This is a genomic window from Nocardioides massiliensis, assembly GCF_030811215.1.
Taxonomy (GTDB): domain Bacteria; phylum Actinomycetota; class Actinomycetes; order Propionibacteriales; family Nocardioidaceae; genus Nocardioides_A; species Nocardioides_A massiliensis.
The window spans coordinates 2,637,017-2,663,209 of the sequence record NZ_JAUSQM010000001.1; the positions used below are offsets into that span (position 1 = coordinate 2,637,017).

General features: G+C 71.2%; 24 protein-coding genes. 21 read left to right on the forward strand and 3 right to left on the reverse strand.

All coding sequences use genetic code 11. From position 1 onward, the window contains the following. Nucleotides 1-23: 23 nt before the first annotated feature. The 10 genes from J2S59_RS13110 (at nucleotide 24) to J2S59_RS13155 (ending at nucleotide 8,308) form a co-directional block, all read left to right on the forward strand. A complete protein-coding gene (locus J2S59_RS13110; RefSeq protein ID WP_181642620.1) occupies nucleotides 24-584 on the forward strand; it encodes a SipW-dependent-type signal peptide-containing protein in 561 nt (186 codons plus the stop codon). Next, nucleotides 581-1,081 (forward strand): hypothetical protein, encoded by a 501-nt coding sequence (locus J2S59_RS13115; RefSeq protein ID WP_068124796.1) that lies wholly within the window; start codon nucleotides 581-583, stop codon nucleotides 1,079-1,081. Before J2S59_RS13110 ends, J2S59_RS13115 begins: the two co-directional genes overlap by 4 nt. 28 nt (nucleotides 1,082-1,109) lie before the next feature. Further along, nucleotides 1,110-1,736: a pyridoxal 5'-phosphate synthase glutaminase subunit PdxT gene (gene pdxT / locus J2S59_RS13120; RefSeq protein WP_181642621.1), complete on the forward strand. Its 627-nt coding sequence runs from the start codon at nucleotides 1,110-1,112 to the stop codon at nucleotides 1,734-1,736. 51 nt (nucleotides 1,737-1,787) lie between these two features. Further along, nucleotides 1,788-2,555: a YebC/PmpR family DNA-binding transcriptional regulator gene (locus tag J2S59_RS13125; RefSeq protein ID WP_068124800.1), complete on the forward strand. Its 768-nt coding sequence runs from the start codon at nucleotides 1,788-1,790 to the stop codon at nucleotides 2,553-2,555. Nucleotides 2,556-2,637: 82 nt separating this feature from the next. Further along, nucleotides 2,638-3,177 carry a crossover junction endodeoxyribonuclease RuvC gene (gene ruvC / locus J2S59_RS13130; protein WP_068124803.1) on the forward strand — a complete coding sequence of 180 codons (540 nt, stop codon included), beginning with the start codon at nucleotides 2,638-2,640 and terminating at the stop codon, nucleotides 3,175-3,177. After that, entirely contained in the window at nucleotides 3,174-3,800 is a 627-nt protein-coding gene (gene ruvA / locus J2S59_RS13135; RefSeq protein ID WP_068124806.1) for a Holliday junction branch migration protein RuvA, read from the forward strand. Before ruvC ends, ruvA begins: the two co-directional genes overlap by 4 nt. 1 nt (nucleotide 3,801) lies before the next feature. Beyond that, the gene (ruvB, locus tag J2S59_RS13140) at nucleotides 3,802-4,959 is read left to right on the forward strand and encodes a Holliday junction branch migration DNA helicase RuvB (protein WP_181642622.1); all 1,158 of its coding nucleotides are present in this window, start codon (nucleotides 3,802-3,804) and stop codon (nucleotides 4,957-4,959) included. A 72-nt stretch (nucleotides 4,960-5,031) separates the two neighbouring features. Further along, entirely contained in the window at nucleotides 5,032-5,331 is a 300-nt protein-coding gene (gene yajC, locus J2S59_RS13145) for a preprotein translocase subunit YajC (RefSeq protein WP_068124809.1), read from the forward strand. A 5-nt stretch (nucleotides 5,332-5,336) separates the two neighbouring features. Continuing rightward, complete coding sequence (locus tag J2S59_RS13150; protein WP_068124811.1) at nucleotides 5,337-5,897, forward strand: adenine phosphoribosyltransferase; 561 nt, start codon at nucleotides 5,337-5,339, stop codon at nucleotides 5,895-5,897. Nucleotides 5,898-6,070: 173 nt separating this feature from the next. Beyond that, complete coding sequence (locus tag J2S59_RS13155) at nucleotides 6,071-8,308, forward strand: RelA/SpoT family protein (protein WP_068124819.1); 2,238 nt, start codon at nucleotides 6,071-6,073, stop codon at nucleotides 8,306-8,308. Nucleotides 8,309-8,391: 83 nt separating this feature from the next. On the opposite strand, the gene J2S59_RS13160 is transcribed toward J2S59_RS13155, so the two are convergent. Next, entirely contained in the window at nucleotides 8,392-9,795 is a 1,404-nt protein-coding gene (locus tag J2S59_RS13160) for a DUF349 domain-containing protein (protein WP_306825195.1), read from the reverse strand. A gap of 149 nt (nucleotides 9,796-9,944) precedes the next feature. Here J2S59_RS13160 and J2S59_RS13165 point away from each other — a divergent pair, with 149 nt between their 5' ends. The 3 genes from J2S59_RS13165 to aspS are packed head-to-tail and all read left to right on the forward strand — an operon-like array spanning nucleotide 9,945 to nucleotide 13,821. Beyond that, nucleotides 9,945-10,679, forward strand: a complete 735-nt coding sequence (locus J2S59_RS13165) for an MBL fold metallo-hydrolase (protein WP_068124492.1) — start codon at nucleotides 9,945-9,947, stop codon at nucleotides 10,677-10,679. Between the two features lie 5 nt (nucleotides 10,680-10,684). Further along, nucleotides 10,685-12,043 (forward strand): histidine--tRNA ligase, encoded by a 1,359-nt coding sequence (hisS, locus tag J2S59_RS13170; protein WP_068124490.1) that lies wholly within the window; start codon nucleotides 10,685-10,687, stop codon nucleotides 12,041-12,043. Further along, nucleotides 12,040-13,821 carry an aspartate--tRNA ligase gene (aspS, locus tag J2S59_RS13175; RefSeq protein ID WP_068124486.1) on the forward strand — a complete coding sequence of 594 codons (1,782 nt, stop codon included), beginning with the start codon at nucleotides 12,040-12,042 and terminating at the stop codon, nucleotides 13,819-13,821. The genes hisS and aspS overlap by 4 nt, the downstream gene beginning before the upstream one ends. A 25-nt stretch (nucleotides 13,822-13,846) precedes the next feature. On the opposite strand, the gene J2S59_RS13180 is transcribed toward aspS, so the two are convergent. Then, nucleotides 13,847-15,979, reverse strand: coding sequence for a VWD domain-containing protein (locus J2S59_RS13180; protein ID WP_306825196.1), 2,133 nt, complete (start codon nucleotides 15,977-15,979; stop codon nucleotides 13,847-13,849). Between the two features lie 116 nt (nucleotides 15,980-16,095). On the opposite strand from J2S59_RS13180, the gene J2S59_RS13185 reads away from it, so the two are divergent. From J2S59_RS13185 to J2S59_RS13220, 8 genes are read left to right on the forward strand one after another with little or no spacing between them, the layout of a single operon-like run. Beyond that, the gene (locus J2S59_RS13185; RefSeq protein WP_306825197.1) at nucleotides 16,096-17,478 is read left to right on the forward strand and encodes a replication-associated recombination protein A; all 1,383 of its coding nucleotides are present in this window, start codon (nucleotides 16,096-16,098) and stop codon (nucleotides 17,476-17,478) included. Nucleotides 17,479-17,489: 11 nt separating this feature from the next. Further along, the gene (locus J2S59_RS13190; protein ID WP_306825198.1) at nucleotides 17,490-18,086 is read left to right on the forward strand and encodes a hypothetical protein; all 597 of its coding nucleotides are present in this window, start codon (nucleotides 17,490-17,492) and stop codon (nucleotides 18,084-18,086) included. After that, nucleotides 18,083-18,421, forward strand: a complete 339-nt coding sequence (locus tag J2S59_RS13195) for a DUF6167 family protein (RefSeq protein WP_068124551.1) — start codon at nucleotides 18,083-18,085, stop codon at nucleotides 18,419-18,421. The genes J2S59_RS13190 and J2S59_RS13195 overlap by 4 nt, the downstream gene beginning before the upstream one ends. Then, a complete protein-coding gene (gene alaS, locus J2S59_RS13200; RefSeq protein WP_306825199.1) occupies nucleotides 18,421-21,105 on the forward strand; it encodes an alanine--tRNA ligase in 2,685 nt (894 codons plus the stop codon). The genes J2S59_RS13195 and alaS overlap by 1 nt, the downstream gene beginning before the upstream one ends. Nucleotides 21,106-21,109: 4 nt before the next feature. Further along, nucleotides 21,110-21,577, forward strand: a complete 468-nt coding sequence (gene ruvX / locus J2S59_RS13205) for a Holliday junction resolvase RuvX (RefSeq protein ID WP_068121131.1) — start codon at nucleotides 21,110-21,112, stop codon at nucleotides 21,575-21,577. Then, nucleotides 21,574-22,764, forward strand: a complete 1,191-nt coding sequence (gene mltG / locus J2S59_RS13210; protein ID WP_306825200.1) for an endolytic transglycosylase MltG — start codon at nucleotides 21,574-21,576, stop codon at nucleotides 22,762-22,764. Before ruvX ends, mltG begins: the two co-directional genes overlap by 4 nt. Further along, complete coding sequence (locus J2S59_RS13215; RefSeq protein WP_068121350.1) at nucleotides 22,764-23,606, forward strand: shikimate dehydrogenase; 843 nt, start codon at nucleotides 22,764-22,766, stop codon at nucleotides 23,604-23,606. The genes mltG and J2S59_RS13215 overlap by 1 nt, the downstream gene beginning before the upstream one ends. Next, nucleotides 23,603-24,325, forward strand: coding sequence for a prepilin peptidase (locus tag J2S59_RS13220; protein WP_068121355.1), 723 nt, complete (start codon nucleotides 23,603-23,605; stop codon nucleotides 24,323-24,325). Before J2S59_RS13215 ends, J2S59_RS13220 begins: the two co-directional genes overlap by 4 nt. A gap of 189 nt (nucleotides 24,326-24,514) precedes the next feature. On the opposite strand, the gene J2S59_RS13225 is transcribed toward J2S59_RS13220, so the two are convergent. Next, entirely contained in the window at nucleotides 24,515-25,852 is a 1,338-nt protein-coding gene (locus tag J2S59_RS13225) for an HNH endonuclease signature motif containing protein (RefSeq protein ID WP_306825201.1), read from the reverse strand. Between the last annotated feature and the right edge of the window lie 341 nt (nucleotides 25,853-26,193).

Below are 26,193 nucleotides of genomic sequence, written 5' to 3' on the forward strand. Positions count from 1 at the left end.
GGCCGCCGTGGCGAGCAGTGCTGGTGATCCTCGGTGTCCTCGCCGGCACCGGGGTCGCCGGGGCCTGGGCCTACTGGACCGACACCGCGACCGTCAGGAGTGGACCCATCCGGGCCGGGTCGATGGATCTGCGAGTCAACGGAGAGGCCGTCGGGACGGGCACGAGCGTCACTGTCGCCGCGATCGCCACGAACGACTTGACTCCGGGAGAGGCGCAGGCGTTTGCCCTAACAATCTCCAATGTCGGCACTCCGGACCTGAAGTGGACCGCGACCGCCACGAGGGCCGCCACCCCGGCATGGGGGTACTCGGGGGATCCCTTGTTGGTCACGCTGCACCGGGGTGCACCCGTCGATGATGCGAGCTACCCGCGCGTCGACTCCTGCACGCACCCAGCAATGGGTTCGGTGGTTGCGGTGACCGCCGGCAGCAGTCTGCTGACCGCTGGTCCGCAGTTGCTGACCGCTGGTCAGAGCGAGGTCGTGTGCGTCCTGATCGCCATGGACGACACCGCGGGTAACGCGAACCAGGGCGCTTCCGGCGCCGTCGCCTTGACTTTCGATGCCGTCCAGGTGACGCCGTGAGAGTTGCGAAGCGGCGGCGTGCCACCCAGCACCTCCTCGGTGGGCTCGTTGGTGTGCTTGCAGTGACGTTGGGCTCTGTCTCGACGACGACAGCCGCCTACACCGATACGGCAGTGGTGACCACGGGCGTGATTCACGCCGACAGCGTCCGGTCGCCGAACTCGGTGGAATGCGTCTCGTCGGGTCTGCTTTCGCCGCTCGTTTTCGCGTGGACCAACCCCGACGCTCGTTACGACTTCCTGGTCACTCTCGAGCAGCCCGCTGGAGTGGTGCGTGAAACGCGCCGTATCGCGAACAACGGCGCACCGGGGACTCTGCAGACCACCAACTACGCTCCAGCCCTCTTGGAGAGCCTGATCGGGATCAACGTCGGGGTGACCGTGCGCGTCCGGTCGTACTTGGCGTCGGCACAGACATGGGTGAGCAGCCCGGGGGTCACCGACACCGGTCGTGCCACGAGCGTGGTTGGGCTGGGACTGATGACTTCATGCAGCTGAGGGTCTTCAGCCGATAACCTCCGTTCTCGTGACCCCCACCATCGGCGTCCTCGCCCTCCAGGGCGACGTCCGCGAGCACCTCGCGGCGCTGGCCGCGGCGGGTGCCACTGCGATCGCCGTGCGCCGCCCCGCTGAGCTCGCCGCGGTCGACGCGCTCGTGCTGCCGGGTGGGGAGTCCACGACGATCGCGAAGTTGGCGCGCACGTTCGAGTTGTTCGCGCCGATCCAGCACCGCATCCGCGCGGGCATGCCGGCGCTGGGCACCTGCGCCGGGATGGTCCTGCTGGCCGACCGCGTGGTCGACGGCGCCGTCGGCCAGGAGACCTTCGGCGGGCTCGACATCACGGTGCGCCGCAACGCCTTTGGTCGCCAGGTCGCCTCCTTCGAGGGCGAGGTCGAGATGGCCGGGTCGGCGAATGCCGTCGGCACCGTGCCGGGTGTCTTCATCCGTGCTCCGTGGGTCGAGGAGGCCGGCGCGGGGGTCGAGGTCCTCGCGCAGGACCCCGCCGTGGGTAGGATCGTCGCGGTCCGGCAGGGACCGCTCGTGGCCACCGCGTTCCACCCCGAGGTGGGAGGAGACGCACGGGTCCACTCGTTCTTCGTGGACCTGGTCCGAGCATCGGTCGGGGACACCCTCTCCGCGCGACCCGCCTGACCGCCGAGCGCAGATCACAGGTCAGTCGACAGGACGGAGCGAGGACACCGCATGGCCGGACATTCCAAGTGGGCGACCACGAAGCACAAGAAGGCCGTGATCGACGCCCGTCGGGGCAAGCTCTTCGCCAAGCTGATCAAGAACGTCGAGGTCGCGGCCCGGATGGGCGGCGGTGACCCGACCGGCAACCCGACGCTCTACGACGCCATCCAGAAGGCGAAGAAGTCGTCGGTCCCCAACGACAACATCGACCGCGCGGTCAAGCGCGGCTCCGGCGCCGAGGCCGGGGGTGCCGAGTACCAGACGATCATGTACGAGGGCTACGGCCCCAACGGCGTCGCCATGCTGATCGAGTGCCTCACCGACAACAAGAACCGCGCCGCGATGGAGGTGCGGACGGCGATGACCCGCAACAACGGGTCGCTGGCCGACCCGGGCTCGGTGGCGTACCTCTTCGGTCGCAAGGGCGTCATCCTCGTCCCGCAGGAGCAGGACGGTCGCCAGGTCACCGAGGACGAGCTGCTCGAGGCCACGCTCGAGGCCGGAGCCGAGGACGTCAACGACCTGGGCGAGACCTTCGAGATCGTGACCGAGGCCTCCGACCTGGTCCAGGTGCGTACGGCGCTGCAGGCGGCGGGACTCGACTACGACTCCGCCGAGGCGTCGTTCGTGCCGTCGATGCAGGTCGAGCTCGACGCCGACGGCGCGGGCAAGGTCTTCCGGCTGGTCGAGGCCCTCGAGGACCTCGACGACGTGCAGAACGTCTACGCCAACTTTGACGTCTCCGACGAGGTCATGGCGCAGCTCGACGAGGACTGACCGGGCGTGTCGGTGGCCGGTCCGTCCGTGTGGCCGGATAGCGTGCTCTGAGCGAACACATGTTCGGACGGCAGGAGGCGGCATGCGCGTGCTGGGGATCGACCCCGGCCTGACCCGGTGCGGGTTGGGCGTGGTCGACAGCAGCGGCGGTCGCGCCATGAGCCTGGTCGCCGTGGGCGTCGCCCGGTCGGCCACCGACCTGCCGATCGCCGAGCGGCTGCACGCCATCGGCACCGAGATCGACGCCTGGCTGGACCTCCACCGCCCCGATGCCGTCGCGGTCGAGCGGGTCTTCAGCCAACACAACGTCCGCACCGTGATGGGCACCGCCCAGGTCAGCGGCGTCGCCATGGTCGCGGCTGCTCGCCGCGGGCTCCCGGTCGCCCTCCACACGCCCAGCGAGGTCAAGGCAGCGGTCAGTGGCAGCGGTCGCGCCGACAAGGCCCAGGTCGCGGCGATGGTGGTCCGGCTGCTCCGGCTCGACGCCACCCCCAAGCCCGCCGACGCCTCCGACGCGCTGGCCCTGGCCATCTGCCACGTCCTGCGGGGCGGGGCGCAGAGCCGCATCGATGCCGCGCTGGCCGCGGCGCGTGCGACCCGGCGGCAGGGGACCCTCGCGTGATCGCGTTCGTCCGCGGTCGCGTCGCCGAGGTGACGTTGACCTCCGCCGTGGTCGAGGTCGGCGGCATCGGTCTCGAGCTCAACTGCACGCCGACCACGCTGGCCGAGCTCAGCCTCGGCGCCGACGTCACCTTGCCGACGAGCATGGTGGTGCGCGAGGAGTCGCTCACGCTCTTCGGCTTCTCCGACGCCGACGAGAAGGCGATGTTCGAGACGCTCCAGACGGCCTCCGGTGTCGGCCCGAAGCTCGCCCAGGCGATGCTCGCGGTCCACAGTCCCGACACCCTGCGCCGTGCGGTCACCAGCGAGGACGCCAAGACCCTCACCGCCGTACCCGGCATCGGGCAGAAGGGCGCCCAGCGGATCATCCTCGAGCTCAAGGACCGCATCGGCGCCCCGGGGTCGGCTGTCCCCGCGACGCCCGCTGCTCGGGCCGTCGCTGCAGCAGCGGCCTGGGCCGACCAGGTCCACGCCGGGCTGGTCGGACTCGGCTGGTCCGCCAAGGAGGCCGACCGCGCGGTCCAGGCGGTCGGCGGCGAGGCCGAGCAGCAGACCGCCGACGGCGGCCAACCCGACGTCGCCGCGCTCCTGCGCGCCGCCCTGCGCACGCTGAGCAAGGCCTGACATGGACCACCACGACAGCCATATCGACGACAGCCCCATCGACGACGCGTACGCCGCTGCGGAGGCCGAGCACCTCGCCGGCCGATCGCTGACGGCCGCCGACGCCGACGGCGACGACCGGGCCGTCGAGGCCGCCCTGCGTCCGCGGACCCTCGACGAGGTCGTCGGCCAGGAGCGGGTCCGCGAGCAGCTGTCTCTGGTCCTCGAGGCGGCGCGCGGCCGTGGTCGCGCGCCCGACCACGTGCTGCTCTCCGGCCCGCCCGGGCTCGGGAAGACGACGCTGGCGATGATCATCGCGGCCGAGGTCGGCAGCCCCCTGCGCTTGACGTCGGGCCCCGCGATCACCCACGCCGGCGACCTCGCCGCGATCCTCTCGGGCCTCCACGAGGGCGACGTCCTCTTCGTCGACGAGATCCACCGGATGTCGCGCCCGGCCGAGGAGATGTTGTACGTCGCCATGGAGGACTTCCGGGTCGACGTCGTCATCGGCAAGGGGCCCGGCGCGACCGCCATCCCCCTCGAGTTGCCGCCGTTCACGCTCGTCGGGGCGACCACCCGCGCCGGCCTCCTGCCCGGTCCGCTGCGCGACCGCTTCGGCTTCACCGGCCACCTCGAGTTCTACGAGACGGCCGACCTCGAGCGCATCGTCCGCCGGTCCGCGGCGCTGCTCGAGGTCGAGCTGACCGACGAGGGTGCCGGCGAGATCGCCTCGCGCTCGCGCGGCACCCCCCGCATCGCCAACCGCCTGCTGCGCCGCGTGCGCGACTACGCCCAGGTCCGCGCCGACGGCGTGGTCACCCACCCGATCGCCCGGGCCGCACTGGAGCTCTACGAGGTCGACGAGTCCGGCCTCGACCGCCTCGACCGGGCGGTGCTCGACGCCCTGTGCCGGCGTTTCGGCGGGGGACCGGTGGGTGTCAGCACCCTCGCCGTCGCCGTCGGGGAGGAGCGCGAGACCGTCGAGGAGGTCGCGGAGCCGTTCCTCGTCCGCACCGGCCTGCTCGCCCGCACCCCGCGCGGTCGGGTGGCGACCCCCGCGGCCTGGACCCACCTGGGTCTGGCGGTGCCCGCCGACGCGGCGTTCCAGGGCGGGGCGACGTTGTTCGACCTCGACGACCAGCCGTCCGCGGAGTCCGGCACCGGCCCCGAGGCCGACTGACCGACCGCCTAGACTCCTGCAGGCTGCCCGTACGGGTGTGCCTGTCGCCCGTCGTCTTCGAGAGGTCTCCTCGTGGAAGCGCTTGCCTCCCTCTTCCCGTTCCTGCTGATCATCGTCGTGTTCTGGTTCCTGCTGATCCGTCCGCAGCGCCGGCGCGCGCAGGAGATGGCCCAGCTGCAGAACACCGTCGAGGTCGGCTCGGAGGTCATGCTCGCCTCGGGTCTCTACGGCACCGTCTCGCTGCTCGACGCCGACCAGCCCGACCTTGCCTGGGTCGAGGTCGCGCCCGGCACCACCGTGAAGGTGGCTCGGCAGGCGATCGTGCGGGTCGTGACGCCGGAGAACCCGATCATCGACGGCCCGGACTCCTGACGGTCGTGAGCGCCAAGGAGGCGGCGGCAGCGCGTGCGCGCGGCGCCCTCGAACGCCTGATCCGCGACGTCCCCGACTTCCCGGAGCCGGGCGTGCTGTTCAAGGACATCACCCCGGTCCTCGCGGACTGCGAGGCCTTCCACGACGTCGTGGAGGCGATGGCGGAGGCCGGCAGGGACGCCGACGGCGTCACCGTCGTCGACCGGGTGCTGGGGATGGAGGCCCGTGGCTTCCTGCTCGGGGCACCGATCGCGCTGGCCCTCGGTGTCGGGTTCGTCCCCATCCGGAAGGCCGGCAAGCTGCCCGCCGAGACCTACGGCGTCACCTACGACCTCGAGTACGGCACCGCCACCCTCGAGATGCACACCGACGCGCTGCGCCCCGGCGACCGGGTGCTGCTGGTCGACGACGTGCTCGCCACCGGCGGAACGATCGCTGCGACCACGGAGCTGGTGCACCGCGCCGGCGCGGAGGTCCACGCCGTGAGCGTGCTGATGGAGCTGGCGTTCCTCGAGGGTCGCGCAGCCGCCGGTGACGCGCCCCTCAGCACCCTGCTCACCGTCTGACCCGCCGCGGTGGACGCCGCTCGTAGACTAGGAGCACGAAGCGTGCGAGGAGGCCTGTGAGCGACGAGCGAGTGGTGCGGACCGCGGACAACCCCGCGGAGTCGGACACGCGCGCCGCCAGCCCGACCGTGGCCCCGGTCCCGGTCAACACCGGTACGCCGTCCGGTCGCCGCATGCGTGCACGACTGGCCCGCATCGGCACCCGCAGCCAGTCCGGGAACCCGGTCCTGGAGCCGCTCTTCCGCAGCATCCGGGCCAACCACCCCAAGGCCGACCTGGCGTTGATCGAGCGCGCCTACGTCACCGCCGAGCAGGCCCACGGCACCCAGATGCGCAAGAGCGGTGACCCCTACATCACCCACCCGCTCGCCGTCACCCAGATCCTCGCCGACATCGGCATGACCGAGGCGACGCTGTGCGCCGCGCTGCTCCACGACACGGTCGAGGACACCTCCTACAGCCTCGAGGAGCTGCGCAAGGACTTCGGCGACGAGGTCGCGCTGCTCGTCGACGGCGTCACCAAGCTCGACAAGGTCAAGTACGGCGACTCGGCGCAGGCCGAGACGATCCGCAAGATGATCGTGGCGATGAGCCGCGACATCCGCGTGCTCGTCATCAAGCTCGCCGACCGGCTTCACAACATGCGCACCCTGCGCTACCTCAAGCAGGACACCCAGGAGCGCAAGGCGCGCGAGACCCTGGAGATCTTCGCCCCGCTGGCTCACCGCCTGGGCATGAACACCCTCAAGTGGGAGCTCGAGGACCTCGCCTTCGCGACGCTGCACCCCAAGATCTACGACGAGATCGTGCGGATGGTCGCCGAGCGTGCGCCGTCGCGCGACCAGTTCCTCGCCCAGGTCATCGCCCAGGTCGAGAAGGACCTCAAGAACGCCCGCATCAACGCCACCGTCACCGGCCGGCCGAAGCACTACTACTCGATCTACCAAAAGATGATCGTGCGCGGCCGCGACTTCTCCGACATCTACGACCTGGTGGGCATCCGCATCCTGGTCGAGGACGACCGGGACTGCTACGCCGCGCTCGGCGTGCTCCACTCGCGATGGAACCCGGTCGCCGGCCGGTTCAAGGACTACATCGCGATGCCGAAGTTCAACATGTACCAGTCGCTGCACACGACGGTCATCGGACTCGAGGGCAAGGCGGTCGAGCTCCAGATCCGCACCTACGCCATGCACCGCCGCGCGGAGTACGGCGTCGCGGCCCATTGGAAATACAAGGCCGACCAGCGCGCCGGCACGACGGCCCCGCAGCTGCCCGGTCCCGACTCGGCCGGTGACATGGCGTGGGTGCGCCAGCTGCTGGACTGGCAGAGCGAGACCGAGGACGCCGGCGAGTTCCTCGAGTCGCTGCGCTTCGAGATCAACTCCGCCGAGGTCTACGTCTTCACCCCGCGCGGTGACGTGATCGCGCTGCCGACGGGGTCGACTCCGGTCGACTTCGCCTACTCGATCCACACCGAGGTCGGCCACCACACCATCGGCGCGCGCGTCAACGGCCGGCTCGTGCCGCTGGAGTCGCGCCTCGAGAACGGCGACGTCGTCGAGGTCTTCACCTCCAAGGCGCCCAACGCCGGTCCCAGCCGCGACTGGCTCGGCTTCGTCGCCTCCCCGCGGGCCCGCACCAAGATCCGCCACTGGTTCACCAAGGAGCGGCGCGAGGAGGCGATCGAGCAGGGCAAGGAGCAGATCGCCAAGCTCCTGCGCAAGGAGGGCATGCCCCTCAAGCGCGTCTTGACCCACGACTCGCTCAGCACCGTCGCCGCCGAGCTGCGCCTGGCCGACGTCTCGGCGCTCTACGCCGCGGTCGGCGAGGGCAACGTCGGCGCGCAGACCGTCGTACGCAAGGTCATCGAGCTGCGCGGGGGAGAGGCCGGAGCCGAGGAGGACCTCGCCGAGGCCGTCACCATCACCCGGCCGCGCGAGACCCGCGCGACGACCAGCACCGACGCCGGCGTCATCGTCAAGGGCGCCACCGACGTCTGGGTCAAGCTCGCGCGGTGCTGTACGCCGGTCCCGGGTGACGCGATCCTCGGGTTCGTCACCAAGGGTGGTGGGGTCTCGGTGCACCGCTCCGACTGCACCAACGCTGCCAGCCTCGAGGCCCAGCCCGAGCGCCTGCTGGAGGTCGAGTGGGCACCCAGTGCGCAGTCGGTCTTCCTGGTCAACATCCAGGTCGAGGCGCTCGACCGCGCCCGGTTGCTGTCCGACATCACGCTGGTGTTGTCCGACGCCCACGTCAACATCCTGTCGGCCTCGCTCAGCACCACCCGCGACCGCGTCGCGAAGAGCAAGTTCAGTTTCGAGATGGCCGACCCCAAGCACCTCGGCCACGTGCTCAAGGCCGTGCGCACGGTCCCCGGCGTCTTCGACGCCTACCGCGTCACCGGCTGAGCGAGTGCGCGTCAACGATGTCGTCAGGTGTCAGTGGGTGACACCTGACGACATCGGTGATGCCGGCCGGGGAGCCAGCGGGATCAGCCGCTGAACTCCTGCGACGTCCGGCGCGCCATCTCCAGGAACGCCTGACGCGAGGCGAGGTTCTCCTCCAGCTCGGCGACCTTCTTGGCATTGCCGGCCTCGCGTGCCTTGGCGAGGTCCGCCTCGACGTCGGCGATGGCAGTCTCGAGCTTGGTCACCATCTCGTTGGCACGCGCCGACTTCTCGGGGTCCGTACGGCGCCACTGCTCGTCCTCGAAGGACCGGATCGCCTGCTCGACCTTGCGGATGCGCGCCTCGAGCTCCTTGATCCGGGCCCGCGGGACCTTGCCGGCGGCCTCCCAACGCTCGGCGATGCCGCGGAACTTCTCCTTGGCGACCTTGATGTCCTCGATCGGCAGCAGTGCCTCGGCCTCGGCGAGCAGGGCCTCCTTGACCTCGGCGTTGGCGGCGAACTCCTCGTCGAGGGCGGCGTTGGCGGCGTCACGGGCACCGAAGAACGTGTCCTGCGCCCCGCGGAAGCGCTTCCACAGGGCGTCGTCGACGTCCTTGGGTGCGGGGCCGGCGGCCTTCCACTTCTGCATGAGGTCGCGGTACTTGCCGGCCGTCGGTCCCCAGTCGGTGGAGTCCGCCAACGCCTCGGCCTCGGCCACCAGCCGCTCCTTGATCTGGCGGGCGCCCTCGCGTGCCTGGTTCTGCTCGGCGAAGTGGGCCTTGCGGCGTCGCGTGTAGGTCGTCCGGGCGGTGGAGAACCGGCGCCACAGCGCGTCGTCGGAGGTCTTGTCCTGCCGGGACAGGCCCTTCCACTCCTCCAGGAGGTCGCGCAGCCGGTTCGCGCCGTTGCGCCAGTCGTTGCCGGCCGCGACCTTCTCGGCCTCGTCGGCGATCTGCGCCATCCGGGCGCGCGCCTGCTCGACGCGCTGGGCGCGCTCGGCCTTGCGAGCGGCGCGCTGCTCCTCGATGAGCGACTCGAGCGCGGTGAGGCGCTCCTCGAGCGACCCGAGGTCGCCGACGGCGTTCGCACCGACGACCTCGCCGCGCAGCTTGGTCAGCGACGCCTCGGCGTCGCCCGTCGCGACGGTGCCGGTGGCGATCCGCTTCTCCAGCAGGTCGACCTCGAACGCGAGCGCCTCGAAGCGGCGTACGAAGAACGTCAGCGCCTCCTCCGCGGTGCCCTCGGGGTACTGCCCGACCGCCCGCTCGCCGTCCGCGGTGCGGACATAGACCGTGCCGTCCTCGGCGACCCGACCCCAGGTGGGGGCGTCGGCGACCGTCGGAGGAGCGACGGGCACGACCGGCGTGGCGGGACGCGCGGCGGGGGCGCCAGGGCGCGGGCCCGGGGGGCGCGGCGTCGGCCGCGGGCCGGGCACCGGGCCCGGGCGGGGCGTGTCGGCGTTGCCCGGCTCGGGGTTGCCCTGGTCGGAGTTGCCCTGGCTGGTCACGGGTACCTCACTGCTCGCTGGCGGATGGCGACGCGCTCGCGGCGAGCGCATCGGTCGCCCATCGTAGTCACGGACCGCTGCGTGTCGGGCGGCTACGGGTGACCAGCCCGGATGCGCGCTCGCCGTACCACGGTCGCTAGGCTCCCGGGGTGCTGATCGCTGGATTTCCCGCAGGCCCCTGGGGCACGAACTGCTACGTGATCGCCACCGGTCCCGGGGCGGAGTGCGTGGTCGTCGACCCCGGCAAGGACTCCGCAGCCGGGGTCGCCGAGGTCGTCCGCGAGCACCGCCTCAAGCCGGTCTCGGTGTTGGTCACCCACGGACACATCGACCACATGTGGTGTGTCGCTCCGGTCGCCGGCACCTACGACGCCCGCGCCTTCATCCACCCCGAGGACCGGCACCTGCTCTCCGACCCCATGGCCGGCATGTCGCCCGAGACCGCCGGGATGCTGCTCGGCGGCAAGTACGAGTTCGCCGAGCCCGACGACGTCGCGGAGGTCACCGACGGCGAGGAGCTGGAGCTGGCCGGCGTGAAGTTCCGCGTCGACCACGCGCCCGGCCACACGCGCGGGTCGGTGATGTTCCGGACGCCGTACGACGACCCGGCGCACGCCGACGTCAGCGCGTTGCTGTTCTCCGGCGACGTCCTCTTCGCCGGCTCGATCGGTCGCACCGACCTGCCCGGCGGCGACCACGCCACCATGCTGCAGAGCCTGGCGGCCAAGGTGCTGCCGCTCGACGACGACATCGTCGTGCTTCCCGGCCACGGTGAGCAGACCAGCATCGGCCGCGAGCGGGCCACCAACCCCTACCTCCTCGAGATTGCCCGTGGCCTCGACGAGGGCAACGGCCCGGTCCCGCCGGTCACGCGAGGGTTGTGAGTGCGATGAGCAAGCCCACGCCGCTGTCCGGCTTCCCCGAGCTGCTGCCCTCCGAGCGGGTCGTCGAGCGCACGGTCGCCGACTCGCTGCGCCGTACCTTCTCCCTGCACGGCTTCGCCGAGATCGAGACCCGCGCCGTCGAGCCCCTCGACCAGCTGCTGCGCAAGGGGGAGACCTCCAAGGAGGTCTACGTCCTGCGCCGGCTGCAGGAGACCTCCGAGGAGGGGCACGCGGGGATGGGGCTGCACTTCGACCTCACGGTGCCGTTCGCCCGCTACGTGCTCGAGAACGCCGGCAAGCTGGAGTTCCCGTTCCGGCGCTACCAGGTCCAGAAGGCCTGGCGCGGTGAACGGCCCCAGGAGGGACGCTTCCGGGAGTTCACCCAGGCCGACATCGACGTGGTGATGAAGGACGAGCTGCCCTTCCACTTCGACGTCGAGGTCGCGCGGGTGATGGCCGAGGCCATCTCCGCGCTGCCCCTGCCGCCGATGACCCTGCGGATCAACAACCGCAAGCTGATCGAGGGCTTCTACCGCGGCATCGGCGCGCCCGACCCGGCCAAGGTCATCACCGTCATCGACAAGCTCGACAAGCTCTCGACCGACGAGGTCGCGGCGCTGCTCGTGACCGACGCCGGGCTCGACGACGCCCAGGCGGCGTCCTGTCTGGAGCTCGCGACGATCACCGCCGCCGACGGCAGCTTCGTGGAGCAGGTGCGGGCGCTCGGCGTCGAGCACGAGCTGCTCGAGACCGGCCTGGCCGAGCTCGCCGCCGTCGTCGACGGCGTCAGCGATCTCGACGGCGACCGGTTCTCCGTGCGCGCCCAGCTCAGCCTGGCCCGCGGCCTGGACTACTACACCGGCACCGTCTTCGAGATCTCGATGGACGGCTTCGAGTCGCTGAAGTCGGTCGGGGGCGGTGGCCGCTACGACGCCCTGGCCTCCGACGGCAAGACGACGTACCCGGGTGTCGGCATCTCCTTCGGGATCTCCCGCACGCTCATCCCGCTGATCGCCCGCGGACACCTGCGCGGCTCGCGCCCGGTGCCGTCGGCCGTCCTCGTCGCCGTCTGGGACGAGGACTCCCGCACGGTCAGCAACCAGGTCGCCCAACGCCTGCGCGCCCGCGGCATCCCGACCGAGGTGGCGCCCTCGGCGCAGAAGCTCGGCAAGCAGATCAGGTATGCCGAGCGCCGCGGGATCCCGTTCGTCTGGTTCCCGCCGACCGCGGCGGACGAAACCGTCCACCAGGTCAAGGACATCCGCGACGGGAACCAAGTGGAGGCCGATCCCGATGCGTGGCAGCCTCCCACCCAGGACCTTCACCCCACCATCGTCTCCACCACCCTCGAGGAGCTCTCGTGATCCGCACCCATGACGCCGGCAGCCTGCGCGCAGAGCACGCCGGTCAGACCGTGACGCTGGCCGGCTGGGTCGCCCGCCGCCGCGATCACGGCGGGGTCGCCTTCCTCGACCTGCGCGAGGCATCCGGGGTCGTGCAGGTGGTCGTGCGCGACGAGGAGGTCGCCCACCAGCTGCGCTCGGAGTACTGCATCAAGGTCACCGGTCAGGTCTCCGTGCGCCCCGAGGGCAACGAGAACGACCAGCTCCCGACCGGCGCCATCGAGGTCATCGCCGACGACCTCGAGGTGCTCAGCACCGCCGCGCCGCTGCCGTTCCCGATCGACGACGGCGCCCACAGCGGTGGCGAGGTCGGCGAGGAGGCGCGCCTGCGTCACCGCTACCTCGACCTGCGCCGCTCCGGCCCGGCGGCCGCGCTGCGCCTGCGCAGTGACGTCAACCGGGTCGCCCGGGAGCTGCTCACCCAGCGCGCGTTCGTCGAGATCGAGACGCCGACCCTGACCCGCTCGACCCCCGAGGGCGCGCGCGACTTTCTCGTGCCCGCGCGTCTGCAGCCGGGCAGCTGGTACGCCCTGCCGCAGAGCCCGCAGCTGTTCAAGCAGCTGCTCATGGTCGCCGGCATGGAGCGCTACTTCCAGATCGCGCGCTGCTACCGCGACGAGGACTTCCGCGCCGACCGCCAGCCCGAGTTCACCCAGCTCGACATCGAGATGAGCTTCGTCGAGCAAGACGACGTGATCGCCCTGGCCGAGGACCTGCTCGTCGCGATTTGGAAGCTGATCGGCGTCGAGCTCTCCGCTCCGTTCGAGCGGCTGACGTACGCCGACGCCATGGCGCGCTTCGGCACCGACAAGCCCGACCTGCGGATGGGCCTCGAGCTCACCGAGTGCACGGAGTTCTTCGCGGACACCTCGTTCCGGGTGTTCCAGGCGCCGTACGTCGGTGCCGTGGTCATGCCCGGCGGTGCGAGCCAGCCGCGCAAGCAGCTCGACGCGTGGCAGGAGTGGGCCAAGCAGCGCGGCGCCAAGGGTCTGGCCTACGTGCTCGTCGGCGAGGACGGCGAGCTCGGCGGTCCGGTCGCCAAGAACCTCAGCGACACCGAGAAGGCGGGCATCGCCGCTCACGTCGGTGCCCAGCCCGGCGACTGCATCTTCTTCGCCGCCGGCCCGGTCAAGAGCTCGCGCGCGCTGCTCGGCGCTGCGCGCCTGGAGATCGGCCGCCGCGCCGGCCTGATCGACGAGTCCGCCTGGGCGTTCTGCTGGGTGGTCGACGCCCCGCTGTTCGAGCCGGCCTCCGAGGCGGTCGCCTCCGGCGACGTCGCGGTCGGCACCGGCCAGTGGACCGCGGTCCACCACGCCTTCACCTCGCCCCAGCAGCTCGACGAGTTCGACACCGACCCCGGCAACGCGCTGGCCTGGGCCTACGACATCGTCTGCAACGGCAACGAGATCGGTGGCGGCTCGATCCGTATCCACCGCGAAGACGTGCAGAAGCGGGTCTTCGAGATCATGGGCATCGGCGAGGCGGAGGCCGAGGAGAAGTTCGGCTTCCTGCTCGAGGCGTTCAAGTACGGCGCCCCGCCCCATGGCGGCATCGCGTTCGGCTGGGACCGGATCTGCGCCCTGCTCGCCGGCACCGACTCGATCCGCGAGGTCATCGCCTTCCCGAAGTCCGGCGGCGGCTACGACCCGCTCACCGCGGCGCCCGCGCCGATCACGCCCGAGCAGCGCAAGGAGGCCGGCGTCGACGCCAAGCCGGAGCCGGCCACCGAGCCCGTCTGAGTGCGGTGGCCGGACCGACGCCGGGTCAGTCGGCTCGCCTGACCCGGAACCCCCACGGGTAGTCGGCACGCAGAGCTCGGGCTCTTACGTCATTGCGCTCACGCGCGGCATACCCCGCTGCGTCGGGCACCGTGGCAATGACCTCGATGGTGCCGCCGTCGACGGTGATCACGCCAGCGTGAACAGCAGCTGCGCACACGCCGGAGTCCGGTGAGTAGGTGCCGTCGCCGTAGACCACAGCACCGCTCAGCACGTCGGCCTCGACTGCCGGACAGTGATGGGTCACCGACCCGTCGGTGGCGTGGGCGCCGAGCAGCCTCTCGCCTCCGACCCTCCACGCGTCCACCGCCTCGGGTCCGGGGCTGTCGCCGTCCAGCGGGACGCCGTACGGGTCGGTCCGGCCGTCCAACACGCTGTCGACCAGATCGCTGACCCGGGCGCTTCGCAGGGTGTCGATCTCCCCGGTAAGGGCGTAGTCGAGGACGCACTCGGCGAGAGCCGTCGCCATCACGACCCCGGCGAGGCCGCACGCAGCTTCGGCGTGCGCACGCTGGTCGGCCCCGAGGTCGTTCACGGTCATCTCCGCCTGGGGCATGGCCAGGTCGGTGAACGTGTCGGTGTCCTCGCCGGGCGCGTAGTCGAAGAGGCTCTCGGCGTCGCTGACCCGCCAGCCGGCGACGAAGAGGTCATAGAACTCGTCGAAGCCGGGGTCCAGGTCGAGCCGATCACCGTCGCGGGTGCTGAGGTCGTTGGCAACATCGCCATCGGCGTCGCCGAGCAGGCCCGCCCACCCGCCGTCCGCCTCCGCGGCAGCCACGACGACGTTGATGGTCGCGCGGACGCCTCGACTGATCCAGATGCGATGACCTGCGTCGGTCTCCACGACGCTCACCTTGTTGTGGTGGGTGAGCTCGTAGCCGTCCCCGTCGCTCGTGTGTGGGGCCTTTCGCAGGGTGTGTGCCTTGCCGTCGATGATCAGGTCGTCGAGACCGGCGATGATGCGCGTCTCGCCGACGAACACCGCCACGCGGTCCACCCAGGACACGTGCTCGTCGACCGCTGCGGTCCGGATCTGGACCTCCACGCCGTCGTTCTCGTGGCGGGCGAGGACGAACTCACCCACGGCCTGCATGGCGTAGCGGTGCCCGTCGAGCGTGGTCAGGTGCGGGTCGCCGGTCGACTTGCCGCACGGCGGGTGGATGCACGGCGGGTGCGGCGGGGCCGGGGGCAGGGGAGGAGGCTCCGGCGACGGCGGACGCCACGGCTCCGGGGTGTCGTTGCGCCAGATCTGCTGCCAGCTGCTCAACGCCCCGTCGCCGAAGTTCTTGAAGTGCTGCCCGATGCACTTGAGTGCGGCCCCGGGACGGGCAGAGCGGATCAGACACTTCGCCTTGTCCTTCTTCAGGCCGTCGATCATGTCGTCCGACTTCGGGGGGAGCTCCGGGCCGGTCGAGCCCTGGACGATCCGCCCGAGCTGGTGGGTCAGCACGATCACGTCGCCGTCGTCGTCTGCGGTGTAAGAGAGGGCCCCGGCCGCTGCGCGGTGGGCGGCGAGCTCGAGCGAGTTCAGCTCGGCTTCGGCGGCCTCCCCGGTCGGGAGCAGCTGCACCAGCGTGTAGTCGGCACTCACCAGGTCGCCCACCGCGATGCTGTCGCCGACGAACTCCATGTCGAAGAAGAACCGGTCCTCGATCGAGATCGGGACCTGACTGTTCGCGTTCACGCTGCCGAGCACCGCGAACGTCGCGCCCACCTCCGTCTCGACGAGGCCGACGACGGCATCGGCGTCAGTGCGCGGTTCGCCGTCCGGACCCTTCAGGTGCGCACCGATCTGCTCGAGTGGATAGAACGTCGCACCGGGGATCAGCTCGATGGCGTCACCGGTGGGCTCCAGGTCACTGAGGTGAGCAAGCACCGCAGCACTGTGCTCGACCACCTGCCCGCTCCGGTCGAGCGTGCGCAGACCGTCGAAGAGCCAGAGGTCCTGGGTGTGGGGGTTGCCGCCCGCCCCGGCCGCCGCTGCCGTCGCGGCGGCGTCCTCCTTCGGGGCGCTCTCGGCCGGCGCCGTCGTGCCGGTGCAGGCAGTGAGGACGAGGAGTACGGCGATGGCGATGGGCAACCGCGCACGATGGCGCGGCAGTAGGCGGTGCGGACGCATGGCCGGGACGCTAGAGCGATCTGCCGAGCGGTAGCCATAGTTGGTTTCTCACCATGCCCCACCCGCACGGTGTCGACCGGGCCGCCGCTGCGAGGGTGCGCACCTACGATGGCGCCATGAGCGACGGCCTGTTCGAGGTGCCCGGCCACGCGCCCCGGACACCGGCCGGGTCGTTGGCGGGGAACACGCACGCCTCGGCACCCCTCGCCGTACGCATGCGGCCGCGGACCCTCGACGAGCTGGTCGGCCAGCAGCACCTGCTGGCGCCCGGGTCGCCCCTGCGACGGCTGATCGAGGGTGACCAGCCGATGTCGCTGCTGCTGTGGGGGCCGCCGGGGGTCGGCAAGACGACGATCGCGGCCATCGTCAGCCAGCAGACCAACCGGCACTTCGCGGAGGTCTCCGCGGTCGTGGCCGGGGTGAAGGAGGTGCGCGCGGCGATCGACGCGGCGCGCTCCGAACTGGTCCGCACCGGCCGCGAGACGGTCCTCTTCGTCGACGAGGTCCACCGCTTCTCGAAGGCCCAGCAGGACGCGCTGCTCCCCGGGGTCGAGAACCGCTGGGTGACGCTCGTGGCCGCGACGACGGAGAACCCGTTCTTCTCCGTCATCTCGCCGCTGCTGTCCCGCTCGCTGCTGCTCACGCTTGAGCCGCTCACCGACGACGACATCCGCGACGTGATCCGCCAGGCGCTCGAGGACGAGCGCGGCCTCGCCGGGACGGCGACGATCGAGGACGACGCGCTCGACCACCTGGTCCGGTTGGCCGGGGGTGACGCCCGGCGTTCGCTGACCTACCTCGAGGCCGCAGCGGGAGCGGCGGGGGTCTCGACGAGCTCGACCGGCGAGCGAGTCGTCATCGACCTCGCAACCACGGAGACGGCCGTCGACCGGGCCGCGGTGCGCTACGACCGGCAGGGCGACCAGCACTACGACGTCACCTCGGCGTTCATCAAGTCCATCCGCGGCTCCGACGCCGATGCGGCGCTGCACTACCTGGCGCGGATGATCGAGGCGGGGGAGGACCCGCGGTTCATCGCGCGCCGGCTGGTCATCCTCGCCAGCGAGGACATCGGGTTGGCCGACCCGACCGCCCTGACGACGGCGGTGGCGGCTGCCCAGGCCGTGCAGCTGATCGGCATGCCGGAGGCCCGGCTCAACCTCGCCCAGGCCGTCATCGCGCTGGCGGTCGCGCCGAAGAGCAACGCCGTCATCGCCGCCATCGACGCCGCCCAGGCCGACGTCCGCGCCGGCAAGATCGGCCCGGTGCCGGCGCACCTGCGCGACGCGCACTACCAGGGGGCGAAGGACCTCGGGCACGGCGTGAAGTACAAGTACGCCCACAACGCTCCCTATGGCGTGGTCGAGCAGCAGTACGCCCCCGACGTCGTCCTCGACGCGACCTACTACCAACCCACCAACCTCGGCGCGGAGGCCGGCGTCCGCGAGCGGTGGGAGCGGCTACGGGCGCTGATCCGCGGGTCCCGGCCCGCGCGGTAGGGTCGGGCCCCATGGATGGCCCCCTGACCGACCTGCCTTCGTGGGCGGTCTGGCTGGCGGGGGGACTGCTCGCCGCCGCTGTCCTGGCGGTGGTGGTCCTCGGCTGGCTGACCGCGCGGACCGCGCGCGCCCTGCGGCGTACGTCGGCCGCACAGGACGCCGCCCACGCGGAGATCGTCCGGCTGCGCGAGGAGCTCGAGCAGCGCACTGGTGCGCAGGCTGCCCCGGCGACGGGACGTGCCAGCCAGGTGACCCGCGCCGAGTTCGTGATCACCGGGATAGGTGAGCCGGCCACCCACCCCCGCTCTGAGCTGGCGCGGCACGCGCCGGCCGACGTCGAGCGTCGCGTCACCGACAGCCGGCAGTTCGCAGCCATCGCGTTGGGGGAGTCCCTGGCACGGGTGGCCGTCCTCGGCCACGGGTTGCGGCGGGCGCTCTCGCCGGAGGCGCGCAACCGAGCGGCGTTCGCCGCCCGCCAGGAGGTACGCCGCTCGCGCAAGCACCGTCGGCAGGAGCTCCGCGAAGCCCGCCGCCTGTTGCACGAGCACCAGCGTGAACACCTGACCCACGAAGCTCGCCGCGACCGCACGGGGGACGGAGCGGCATGAGCAGAGCCGCTTGGTTCCTCGCCGGCGCGGGGGCGGGCGTCTACGCCCTCACCAAGGCCCGGCGCGCCGCCGAGGCGTTCACCCCCGACGGGATGCGCGACCGCGTCAACGGGCTCTTCGCCGGCGCCCGCGTCCTCGTTGAGGAGTTCCAGACCGGACGCGACGAGGCCGAGACCGACCTGCGCACCCGCATCGACGACCGGATGCTGGCGATCACCGCCGCCGACCCGGTCGATGACCTGCCGGCACCCGCGGCGCGCGCGCTGCACGCCGTACCCCCTCCCTCCGAGCACTTGCCGAACCCCACACCTGACAAGAAGGGCACCCACCGCTGATGGACACCGCGGAGATCCGCCGCCGGTTCACCGAGCACTTCAGGCGCAACGGCCACACCCTCGTGCCGTCGGCGTCGTTGCTGCTCGACGACCCCAACCTGCTGTTCGTCAACGCCGGCATGGTGCCGTTCAAGCCCTACTTCCTCGGCCAGGAGACGCCGCCGTACGCCCGGGCGACCAGCGTGCAGAAATGCGTGCGCACCCTCGACATCGAGGAGGTCGGCAAGACCACCCGCCACGGCACGTTCTTCCAGATGGCCGGCAACTTCTCCTTCGGCGACTACTTCAAGGACGGCGCCATCCGGCTGGCCTGGGAGCTGATCACCGGATCGGTGGAGTCCGGTGGCTTCGGCTTCGACGGTGACCGGATCTGGGTGACCGTCCTCGACGGTGACGACGAGGCGGCGGAGCTGTGGCGCTCCGAGACCGGCATCCCGGCCGAGCGCATCCAGCGCCGCGGCCTGCTCGACAACTACTGGAACATGGGCGTTCCCGGTCCCGGTGGTCCCTGCAGCGAGATCTACTACGACCGCGGCCCGGAGTTCGGGCCTGACGGCGGACCGATCGTCGACGAGGACCGGTTCCTGGAGATCTGGAACCTCGTCTTCATGCAGGAGTCGCTCTCGCAGGTCCGCGCGAAGGACGACTTCGACATCGAGGGTCCGCTGCCGGCCAAGAACATCGACACCGGCCTCGGTGTGGAGCGGGTCGCGTACCTGCTGCAGGGCAAGACCAACATGTATGAGATCGACGAGGTCTTCCCGGTCATCGAGAAGGCCAGTGAGCTCACGGGTCGCCGCTACGGCGCCGATCACACCGACGACGTGCGCTTCCGGGTCGTCGCCGACCACGTCCGCTCCGCCCTCATGCTGATCGGCGACGGCGTCACCCCCGGCAACGAGGCGCGCGGCTACGTCCTGCGCCGGCTGCTGCGCCGCGCCGTGCGGTCGATGCGCCTGCTGGGCTACGAGGACCGGGCACTGCCCGAGCTGCTGCCGGTCAGCTTCGAGCGCATGAAGCTCGGCTACCCCGAGCTCGAAGCCGACTTCGCGCGTATCTCGGGCGTCGCGTACGCCGAGGAGGACGCGTTCCGCAAGACGCTGACCGCCGGTACGCAGATCTTCGACGTCGCGGCCGGCGAGGTGAAGCAGAGCGGCGGGACGCGGTTGTCGGGGGAGAAGGCGTTCGCGCTCCACGACACCTACGGCTTCCCGATCGACCTCACCCTCGAGATGGCCTCCGAGCAGGGTCTCGAGGTCGACGAGGCCGGCTTCCGGGCGCTCATGACCGAGCAGCGCGAGCGGGCCAAGGCCGATGCGAAGGCCAAGAAGGGCCAGCACGCCGACACCGGTGTCTATCGCGGGATCCTCGACGCGCACGGCCCCACGGAATGGCTCGCCTACGAGACCCTCGAGACCGAGTCGGCGCCGCTGGCGCTGCTGTCGGAGGGTCAGTCGGTCGACGTGCTGCGTGAGGGCTCGGTCGGCGAGCTCGTGCTCGACCGGACGCCGTTCTACGCCGAGTCCGGCGGGCAGGCGGCCGACGCCGGGATCATCGCCTTCGACGGCGGCCGGCTCGAGGTGCTCGACGTCCAGCGACCGGTGCGAGGGCTGGTGGTGCACCAGGTGCGCGTGGTCGAGGGCGAGCTCGCGGTCGGCTCCAGCGCTGCCGGCACCCTGCACGCGCAGGTCGACAAGGAGTGGCGCGTGGGCGCGCGGCAGGCCCACAGCGGCACCCACGTCGTGCACGCCGCGCTGCGCGACGTGCTCGGACCCACCGCGTTGCAGTCCGGCTCCTACAACCGGCCGGGCTACCTGCGCCTGGACTTCGGCTGGACCAAAGCGCTCAGCCCCGACCAGGTGCGCGACCTGGAGCGCATCTCCAACGAGGCGCTGCGCCGGGACCTGCCGGTCGCCGCGGACTACATGACGCTGCAGGAGGCGCGCGACTTCGGTGCGCTGGCGCTGTTCGGCGAGACGTATGACGACCAAAAGGTGCGGGTCGTGGAGATCGGCGGCCCGTGGTCGCGCGAGCTGTGCGGTGGCACGCACGTCGAGCGGTCCTCGCAGATCGGCACCGTGGTGGTCACCTCGGAGTCGTCGGTCGGCTCGGGCAACCGCCGCGTCGAGGCGCTGGTCGGGCTGGAGGGATTCGCCTACCTCGCGCGTGAGCGCGACCTGGTGAACTCCCTGACCGGAATGCTCAAGGCGCGCCCCGACAACCTCGTCGACCGCGTCCGGGAGACCGTCGACCGGCTCAAGTCGGTGGAGAAGGAGCTCGAGAAGCTCCGCGCCGAGCAGCTGCTGGCCGCCACCGGCGACCTGGCTGCCGGAGCCGAAGACCTTGGCGGGGTCCGCTTCGTCGGCCACCACGCCGCCGGCACCGGCGGGGGCGACGTACGCAAGCTGGCCCTGGACGTGCGGGGGCGCCTGGGCAACGGCGCGCCTGCGGTCGTCGCGGTGATCGGTGACGGAGGCGGGAAGCCCGCCATCGTCGTGGCCACCAACGAGGCCGCGCGCGAGCGTGGTCTGTCGGCCAACGACCTGCTGCGTGCGGCGGCTCCGGCGCTCGGTGGCAAGGGCGGCGGCAAGGACGACGTGGCGCAGGGTGGCGGCACCGACGTCAGCCGGATCGGCGAGGCGCTCGAGGCCGTGCGTACGGCGATCCGCAGCGGGAGCGCCTGAACCCATGCGCGCCGGAGTGCGGCTCGGCGTCGATCCCGGTGACGTCCGGATCGGCGTCGCCGTGTGCGACCCATCCGGGATCATCGCGACCCCGTTGGCGACGGTCCAGCGTGGCGAGGGAGACCTGCAGCAGATCCTCGGACTGGTGCAGGAGTACGAGCCGGTCGAGGTCGTCGTCGGGCTGCCGCGGTCGCTGTCGGGCGGGGAGGGACCGGCGGCGGCGCGGGTGCGCACCTTCGCCGCAGAGCTGGCCGGGGCACTTGCCCCGGTGCCCGTGAGGCTGTCTGATGAGCGCTTGAGCACGGTGACGGCGGAGTCGTTGCTGCGCGCGGGAGGGAAGAAGGGCAAGAAGAGGCGGGCGGTGGTCGACCAGGCTGCCGCCGTCGTCATCTTGCAGAACGCGCTCGACACCGAGCGCACCTCCGGCTCGCCACCCGGCGAGTTGGTCCCGAAGGGAAGTGCAGACGCGTGAGCAACCTCGGACTCGACCTGATCGGTGGCGACGGCAACGACGAGGAGCCGACCGACGACGCCCGTGAGGAGTCCGGTCGCGGCGGTCGCCGGCGCTCCGCGCCCCGGCGCCGGGTGTCGGTCGGGTGCATCGCTGCGCTCGTCGCGCTCGTCCTGGTGGCGGTCGGGCTGTGGTTCGCCGTCGACAAGGGCCGCGACTGGCTCGACGGCTGGGCCTCCGACCCCGAGGACTATCCCGGCCCGGGCTCCGGCAGCGTGATCGTGCAGGTTGAGGAGGGCGACACCACCGCCGCGATCGGCCGCACGCTGAAGGCCGCCAACGTCGTCGCCAGCGTCGAGGCGTTCACCGCCGCAGCCGCCGGTGACGAGCGCTCGCGCGGCATCCAGGTCGGGTCCTACGAGCTGCAGGAGGAGATGCGGGCCGCCGATGCACTGGCGGTGCTGATCGACCCCGACAACATCGCCCGAACCTCCATCACGATCCCCGAGGGCTTCCGCCTCGAGCAGATCCTCCAGCGGCTCGCTGCCCAGACCGACGTGACGATGCGCCAGCTGCGCCGCGCGGTGGAGGCGATGGAGCTGCCGCCGTCGGCCGACGGCAACCCGGAGGGCTACTTCTTCCCGGCGACCTACGACTTCCCGCCCGGCACCACGGCACGTCAGATGCTGGAGCGGATGCTGCAGCGGTTCACCGACTTCGCCGCCGAGCTGCCGCTGTCGGACGCCCAGACGGTCGGCCTCTCCGAGCACGACCTGGTGACCGTGGCGAGCATCATCGAGAAGGAGGTCAACCGCCCCGAGGACATGCCCGGGGTGGCCGAGGTGATCTACAACCGGCTCGACGGGTCCTGCGTCGCCAGCGGCGTACCTCAGGGCCGGCTGCAGATGGACTCGACGGTGCACTACGCCTCGGGCAAGAACGACTCGGTCTTCACCGATGACGAGATGCGCTCGCTGGAGTCGGACTACAACACCTACCAGTCCAACGGCATCCCGCCCGGACCGATCGCGTCGCCCGGTGCCGCGGCACTCGAAGCCGCGCTCAACCCCACCAGCGAGGGCTGGTGCTACTTCGTGGCGGTGAACCTCGAGACCGGTGAGACCGCGTTCGCCGTCGGCCAGGGCGACCACAACGCCAACGTCGAGCGGCTGCGCACCTGGTGCCGCGAGAACCCGGGAGTCTGTTGATGGTCGCTGCCGGGACGCGCTGCGCCGTCCTGGGGTCGCCGATCGCTCACTCGCTCTCGCCGGTGCTGCACCGGGCGGCGTACGCAGAGCTCGGGTTGTCCGACTGGACCTACGACGCCGTCGAGGTGCGTGAGGACTCACTCGCCGGGTTCCTCGACGGGCTCGACGACAGCTGGCGCGGGCTGAGCCTGACGATGCCGTTGAAGCGCACGGTCCTGCCCCTGGTCGACGAGGTCTCGAAGCGCGCAGAGCTGGCCGGCGCCGCCAACACCGTCGTGCTCGAAGGCGGGCGGCGCGTGGTCGACAACACCGACATCCCGGGCGCGGCTGCGGCGCTGCGGGAGCGGTACGCCGGCCCGGTCGGGTCGGCCGTCGTGCTCGGCGGGGGAGCGACGGCGACGTCGCTGCTGCTCGCGCTCACCGAGCTCGGCTGCCGCGAGGCTGTGCTGGCCGTACGGGACCCCGCGCGGGCGACCGAGACCGTCGAGGCGGTCGGGCGGCACCCGGACGCGCCGCGCCTGGAGGTCGTGCGGCTCGACGAGATCGGGGCCGGCACCAACCCGGCCTGCGACGTGCTGGTCTCGACCATCCCAGCCGCGGCGCAGACCTCCGACCTCCTGGACCGGCTGCCACTGCCGGCGGTCACCTTCGAGGTCGTCTACGACCCCTGGCCGACGCCGTTGGCGGCATCAGCCGCCGGGCCGCTGGTGAGTGGGCTCGACCTGCTCGTGCACCAGGCGGTGCTCCAGGTCGAGCTCATGACCGGGCGGTCGGTCGGTGTGGAGGTGTTGCGGCGCGCGGGGGAGTCGGCGCTTGCGGAGCGCGCGGAGGCCGGGGCGTGACCACCGACCCGTTGGCGTACGCCGTCCTCGTCCCGCTCTGCGCCCTGCTCGGTCTCCTGGTGCCGGGGATCGTGCGTCGGGTCCCTGAGCCGCCCGCGCCGGAGCCGGACGAGATCCGCGCGGACGAGCCCCCGAAGGAGCTGTACGCCGACGTGGCCGCCCGGCGGTGGGTCCGTCCCGGCGCGGTGATCTTCGGTGCGCTCACGGGCGCAGCCTACGCCGCCGGCGTCGGCCTCGACTGGGAGCTGGTCTTCCTGTTGCCGATCGTGCCGGTGGGGCTCGCGCTCGGCGCGATCGACTGGCGCACGAAGCTGCTGCCCTACGTGCTGGTCGCGCCGCTGTATCCATTGACCGCGTTGCTCGTGGTGGTGGTGGCGGCGATCGAGTGGGACGCCGACATCCTGCTGCGTGCGCTTGTCGGCTGGCTGGCGACCTTCGCCGTCTACTTCGCGCTCAACTGGGTCGCCCCGGGCGGCTTCGGCTATGGCGACGTCCGGCTCTCCGGCGTGCTGGGCATGGCTGGGGGAGCGGTCAGCTGGACCGCCCTGGTCGCCGCGGCTACCGGCGGGTTCTTCGCGATGGCGCTGCTGTCCATCCCGCTGCTGCTGTTCGGCGTGATCGACCGCAAGGACCACGTGCCGTTCGGGCCGTTCATGCTCGTCGGCGCGGCCGCCGGCATCGCGCTGGCGCCGGTGCTCGCTGCGGGTACGGCGTACTAGGGCTGCCTAGTACGCCCGTCACGTCGGCCACGCGGATCTGATCCGCGAGGCGATTGACGGACGGGTGGGTGAGGATCCGGAGACCTGGCCGGCCTGAGGTTTGGCGGTTGGGCAGTCGTCCCATCGTTGATCGAGCGCCCCGCTTCGCTGATCGAGCGCCCCGCTTCGTTGATCGAGCGGAGTCGAGATCTATGTCCGTCTGTGGAACCGGTATGAGCCATCCACGTGGCGGGTGTTCTCGTACGTGGGGTCGTGGACGCGGTGATGGTGCCAGGAGCAGAGCAGGACGCCTTCGTCGAGGTCGGTGCGCCCGCCCTCGCACCAGGGATCCCCGGCATGGTGTGCCTCGCACCAGCGGGCGGGGATCGTGCACCCCTGCGCGGCACACGAGGGGTACTTCAACGCCAGTGCCTTGCGTTGCGCGGCGGAGAACAACCGCTGGGTGCGACCCAGGTCCAGGACCTCACCCTCACCATCGAGCACGGCGGGGACGATGCCGGCGGTGCAGGCGTAGCGGCGGACCTCGGAGACCGGGATCGTGCCGTCATCAGGCAGGAGCCCGACACCGAGTCCGTCGCGCAGGTCGTCGAGATCGATACGCACGATGATCGTGGTGGCCATCCCGCCGTGCTGGGGGAGCTTGTTGGGGTCGTAGGCGTCGAGGAACGCGCAGAACGCCTCGCCCAGCACCCGCTCGTGTGACAGCTTCGCGCCGGTGGCCTCGTCGGTGGTGGCGACGGACTCGATGCCGAAGATGCTGACCCCGGCAGCGGTCAGGGCTGTTTCGCGTCGGGGTGCGGTGAACGCCTCCAGGTAGCCGCGCAGCCGCTTGGCGTAGTGCCGCGGGATCCGCGCGGTGATGTCGGCGGTGCCGTCCCCGCGGTGGCGGATCGTCATCTTCGTGGCGGCCTCGGCCTCGCGCAGCTCCTTGTCGAGCTGTTCGCGCTCGTGGTCGGCGAACCCTTCGGGATCGAGGTGGGACCAGACGCGGTCGGCGAGCCGGGTGAGCGCTTTGGGTCCCCACTTCTGTGCCAGTTCGACCAGGTCGGCCTCGGCGCGCTTGCGGAGCTCGCGCGAGACCGAGGGTGGTGCTTTGTCGAGGGCTTTGACGACGATCTCGGCCTGGCTCATCCGGACTCGCCCGTCGCGCACCGCGGCACCCAGCACCTGGTAGCGGACGCGGAGGGTTTCGCCGAGGTCCTGGGCACGCGCGACACGTCCGGGGTGCTCGCGGGTGGAGTCGGCGACCCAGTTGGCGGTACGCCGAGCGGCAGTGTCAGCTGCGACGTCATCGGCGGCGGCGAGGACGTCGTTGCGCAACGCCACCATCCGGTCCGCGAGCTCGGTGAGCTCGGTGAGCATGGCCTTCTTGGCCTCGGTGGTGGCGAACAACGGGTCGATGTCGGCGACCTCGTCGAGGGCTTCGCGTACCCGAGCAGCGCAGGTCAGGATCGGGTGCGACGGACGCCCGACAACATGCAGCGCACCGCCCCGATCCACCATCTGGCTACCCGAGATTTCTGCCATACCCGGACTCAATCAGACACCACCGACATTGATGATGTTCACGGACCTGACCGCGAACGTGCCAGCGCACCACACCCGTCGATCGGCCCGCGAAGCACGGGCAGAGCGGCGTAGCCGAAGGCGCACCCGCGTCTTGAAACTCGGCGCGCTTCCGCGCGGATCGCGGCAGATGCGGACGTTTGATCACTGGTGCTGGCTCGCCAAGTCTCGCATCGTGTCACCGTGATCAATCGTCGCTAGCGCCCGCACCAGCCAGTGGGCACGTGTGTCGATTGACCGGTATACGGAACCTCGACCCCGAGCTGGCGCGTTTACGTTGGTAGGGACCCAACGAGACAGGG

Coding starts and splice junctions, on each gene's coding strand:
- J2S59_RS13215 (WP_068121350.1), top strand. CDS start 22,764: ATGGTCGCTGCCGGGACGCGCTGCGCCGTCCTGGGGTCGCCGATCGCT.
- hisS (WP_068124490.1), top strand. CDS start 10,685: ATGAGCAAGCCCACGCCGCTGTCCGGCTTCCCCGAGCTGCTGCCCTCC.
- J2S59_RS13180 (WP_306825196.1), bottom strand. CDS start 15,979: ATGCGTCCGCACCGCCTACTGCCGCGCCATCGTGCGCGGTTGCCCATC.
- alaS (WP_306825199.1), top strand. CDS start 18,421: ATGGACACCGCGGAGATCCGCCGCCGGTTCACCGAGCACTTCAGGCGC.
- J2S59_RS13185 (WP_306825197.1), top strand. CDS start 16,096: ATGAGCGACGGCCTGTTCGAGGTGCCCGGCCACGCGCCCCGGACACCG.
- J2S59_RS13155 (WP_068124819.1), top strand. CDS start 6,071: ATGCGTGCACGACTGGCCCGCATCGGCACCCGCAGCCAGTCCGGGAAC.
- J2S59_RS13225 (WP_306825201.1), bottom strand. CDS start 25,852: ATGGCAGAAATCTCGGGTAGCCAGATGGTGGATCGGGGCGGTGCGCTG.
- J2S59_RS13195 (WP_068124551.1), top strand. CDS start 18,083: ATGAGCAGAGCCGCTTGGTTCCTCGCCGGCGCGGGGGCGGGCGTCTAC.
- ruvB (WP_181642622.1), top strand. CDS start 3,802: ATGGACCACCACGACAGCCATATCGACGACAGCCCCATCGACGACGCG.
- J2S59_RS13190 (WP_306825198.1), top strand. CDS start 17,490: ATGGATGGCCCCCTGACCGACCTGCCTTCGTGGGCGGTCTGGCTGGCG.
- ruvC (WP_068124803.1), top strand. CDS start 2,638: ATGCGCGTGCTGGGGATCGACCCCGGCCTGACCCGGTGCGGGTTGGGC.
- ruvX (WP_068121131.1), top strand. CDS start 21,110: ATGCGCGCCGGAGTGCGGCTCGGCGTCGATCCCGGTGACGTCCGGATC.
- J2S59_RS13125 (WP_068124800.1), top strand. CDS start 1,788: ATGGCCGGACATTCCAAGTGGGCGACCACGAAGCACAAGAAGGCCGTG.